At 65.8% G+C, this 3,259-nt stretch carries 5 protein-coding genes and 2 pseudogenes; 6 read left to right on the plus strand and 1 reads right to left on the minus strand.

Annotation, left to right across the window (positions count from 1 at the left end; genetic code table 11):
- From D3H34_RS34370 to D3H34_RS31170, 6 genes and pseudogenes are all read left to right on the plus strand, one after another.
- Positions 1-276: pseudogene (locus tag D3H34_RS34370) on the plus strand (monovalent cation/H+ antiporter subunit D); the annotation flags it as partial.
- Positions 273-709, plus strand: a pseudogene (locus tag D3H34_RS31150) (Na+/H+ antiporter subunit E). The pseudogenes D3H34_RS34370 and D3H34_RS31150, both read left to right, overlap by 4 nt.
- The gene (locus tag D3H34_RS31155; protein ID WP_119558694.1) at positions 706-984 is read left to right on the plus strand and encodes a K+/H+ antiporter subunit F; all 279 of its coding nucleotides are present in this window, start codon (positions 706-708) and stop codon (positions 982-984) included. The pseudogene D3H34_RS31150 and the gene D3H34_RS31155 overlap by 4 nt, the downstream one beginning before the upstream one ends.
- The gene (gene mnhG, locus D3H34_RS31160) at positions 981-1,367 is read left to right on the plus strand and encodes a monovalent cation/H(+) antiporter subunit G (RefSeq protein WP_119558695.1); all 387 of its coding nucleotides are present in this window, start codon (positions 981-983) and stop codon (positions 1,365-1,367) included. Before D3H34_RS31155 ends, mnhG begins: the two co-directional genes overlap by 4 nt.
- A 10-nt stretch (positions 1,368-1,377) precedes the next feature.
- A complete protein-coding gene (crcB, locus tag D3H34_RS31165) occupies positions 1,378-1,761 on the plus strand; it encodes a fluoride efflux transporter CrcB (RefSeq protein WP_119558696.1) in 384 nt (127 codons plus the stop codon).
- A 130-nt stretch (positions 1,762-1,891) separates the two neighbouring features.
- Positions 1,892-2,767: an LOG family protein gene (locus D3H34_RS31170; protein WP_119558697.1), complete on the plus strand. Its 876-nt coding sequence runs from the start codon at positions 1,892-1,894 to the stop codon at positions 2,765-2,767.
- A gap of 135 nt (positions 2,768-2,902) precedes the next feature.
- On the opposite strand, the gene D3H34_RS31175 is transcribed toward D3H34_RS31170, so the two are convergent.
- Positions 2,903-3,259, minus strand: a 357-nt coding sequence (locus D3H34_RS31175; RefSeq protein WP_119558698.1) for an MFS transporter, incomplete at its 5' end; no start/stop codon positions are given.

Raw genomic sequence — 3,259 nt, forward strand, 5'->3', positions numbered from 1 at the left:
GGGCTCGTCGGCTCGATCGCGCTGATCCGCGTGGGCATGCGCCATTTCTGGGCCAGCCACGACCGCAACACGCCGCAGCTGCGCGTGGCCGAAGGTCTGCCGATCGCCGCGCTGCTGCTGTGCTGCATCGCCATGACCGTGCAGGCCGGCCCGGTGATGCGCTACATGCAGAATGCAGCCGATGCGCTGCATTCGCCGGGCACCTATATCCACGGCGTGCTGACGCAGGCGCCCGTGCCCGGACCCACATCCGCCCCTGCCAAGGAGCAGCCATGAAACTCCTGCTGCCCGCGCCACTGCTGTCCGTGGCACTGTTCCTGCTCTGGCTGCTGCTCAACCAGTCGCTGGGCGCCGGCCATATCCTGCTGGGCGCCATCCTCGGGCTGGCGATTCCCGTGCTGCTGCGCGGCCTGCGCCCCTTGCCTATGACACCTCGGTATCCAATCTGACGGTGGTGCGCTTTCTGCTGCTGCCGTCGTTCCGCAAGCACGGCGCGGACTTCGTGCACATTCCACTCGAACTGCGCGACCCGAACGCGCTGGCCGTGCTGGCGATGATCGTCTGCATCACGCCCGGAACGTCCTGGGCCGAGCTGTCACGCGACCGCTCGGTGCTGCTGCTGCATGCGCTCGAAGTCGGCGACCCGCAGGAAGTCATAAACCACATCAAGAACCGCTATGAACGCCCCCTGATGGAGATTTTCGAATGAGCCCGTATTTCGTCTGGGCGCTTTCCCTGGCGCTGTTCCTGCTGGTAGCGGCCATGGCCTGCGCGCTGTTCCGCCTGCTCAAGGGGCCCGCGGCCCAGGACCGCGTGCTCGCGCTCGACTGCATGTACACCATCGGCATGCTGGCCATGCTGGTGCTGGGAATCATGTACAGCAGCACCGATTACTTCGAGGCCGCGCTGCTGATCGCGCTGTTCGGCTGCATCGGCTCCACGGCCATGGCCAAGTTCCTGCTGCGCGGAGAAGTCATCGAATGAACGAAGTGTTGATTCCGCTCTGGGCCCAGGCCGTGGTCGGCGCTTTGGTGATCATCGGCGCCTTGATCACTCTGCTGGGGTCGCTCGGGCTGGTCCGGCTCAAGAGCTATTTCGAACGCGTGCACTCGCCGTCCATCATTGCCACCCTGGGCTGCTGGTGCATCATGCATGCGACCGTGCTGTTCTTCTCGGTGATGGAGCAGCGCCTGGCGCTGCACGCGCTGCTGATCGCCGTGTTCATTTCGGTGACCGTGCCGATCACGACGATTTTCCTGATGCGCGCCGCGCTGTTCCGCGCGCGCCGCACCGGACAGAACGTGCCACCGGCCGTGAGCCGCGTGGTTTCCAGCGATCCCGCCGATAACGACGGCAACCGGTATTGAGCGTGCAGCCATGCTGCCTGTTCTTGCAATCTGCATCGGCGCCTGCCTGGGCGCCCTCGCCCGCTGGCGTCTGGGCCTGTGGCTCAGCGCGCCCCACGGCCTGCCCTGGGGCACGCTGGCCGCGAATCTCGTCGGCGGCTATCTGATCGGCGTCTGCGTCGCCACCTTCGATGCGCTGCCGCATCTCGACCCGGCCTGGCGACTGGCGCTGGTCACGGGCTTCCTCGGCGCACTCACCACTTTTTCCACGTTTTCGGCCGAAGTCATAGGCATGCTGCAGCAGCAGCGCCATGGAGCCGCGCTGGCCTGGGCCGGCCTGCATGTGCTGGGCTCGCTGGCGATGACCGTGGCCGGCCTGGCCAGCGCCCAGGCGCTGTGGCCGCGCGCCGCCTGATTGCTGCGGCAAGCCTGAAGCTATGAGTTTGTGAGCGTATAGTGGCTTTAGCGGCGGTGCACGGCACGCCCGCTGCGTATTGGATCGTGGTGCCAGGTGCCACCCGCGCTTTTACTTTGTTCGAGGTTACATGCAAATTTCCAATCCTCTGTCTGAAACCGACCTCGCCGATGCCTGGGCCCAACTGCATGACCAGGCGCACAACGGTGCGCTTCTGCAAGCCAACTCCCACCGCCTGGCCTTTGCCGACCCGGAATTCATGTTCCGGCGCGAAACCCGCGGCATCCGGATGCAGCTCGAACTGCTCAAACCCGATCTCGCGCAAAGCGAGCACGGCATAGAACACACAGTGGTGGTCTACGGCAGCGCGCGTTTTGTCGATCCCGAACAGGCCGCGGACCAGCTCGCCGAGGCCCAGGCGAGCGGCGACGCCGAGCGCATTGCCCGGGCCCAGCAGGCGGTGCGCAATGCCCAGCGCTACGACCAGGCACGCCAGTTCGCGCGCATCGTCGCCACCGACAGCCTCAAGCAGGCGCCGCAGGAGCGGATCTATATCTGCACCGGCGGCGGCCCGGGCATCATGGAAGCCGCGAACCGCGGCGCCCACGATGTGGGCGTGGACAACATCGGCCTGAACATCGCCCTGCCCCACGAGCAGAACGGCAACCGCTTCATCACGCCGGACCTGAGCTTCAAGTTCCACTACTTCGCGCTGCGCAAGATGCACTTCGTGATGCGCGCCAAGGCGCTGGTCGCGTTCCCGGGCGGTTTCGGCACGCTGGACGAGCTGTTCGAAGTGCTGACGCTGGTGCAGACCGGCAAGAGCCGGCCCGTGCCCGTGGTGCTGTTCGGCAGCGAGTTCTGGAAGAAACTGATCAACTTCGAACTGCTGATCGAGGAAGGCACGATCTCCCGCAAGGACCTGGGCCTGTTCCACTACACCGACGACCCGGCCGAAGCCTGGGCCTTAATCAAAAAGCACTACGAAATCGGCGAGAAAACGTAAGCACCCCCTGAGCCGCTTCGCGTCTTCCCCCTCTCAACCTTCGGTGGAGGGGGACGACAGCCTCGCTGCGGGGCGGCCCTTGCTCGCTGTCTCCACGTTGGTATACGCCAGGTTCATGGGCTGCGCTGCGAATCACTAGCGCGGCAATTGTGGCGGCCCGCTGGGAGGCGTGTCGTCCGCATGCTGCGGCGTGCCCATGCGCCAGGCCGGGCGCACGCCGCAGCATACGCCCGCGCCCACGGTCCAGAACAGCGCCGAGATGCCGATCACGCCGCCGGCCGCGCCGAACAGCATGGGCATGGCGACGCTCGAGGCGTTGATCACCATCAATCGCAGTCCCAGCGCCTCGCCCTGGCGATGCTGGGGCGTGATCTGGTGCAGCATGCTCATCACCATGGGCTGCACCGAGCCCAGCGAGAAGCCCAGCAGCACCGAGCAGATGCCCATGGTCAGCGCGCTTTCCATCAACGGGTAGGCGACGAAGATGCAGGC

The sequence above is a fragment of the Acidovorax cavernicola genome, assembly GCF_003581445.1.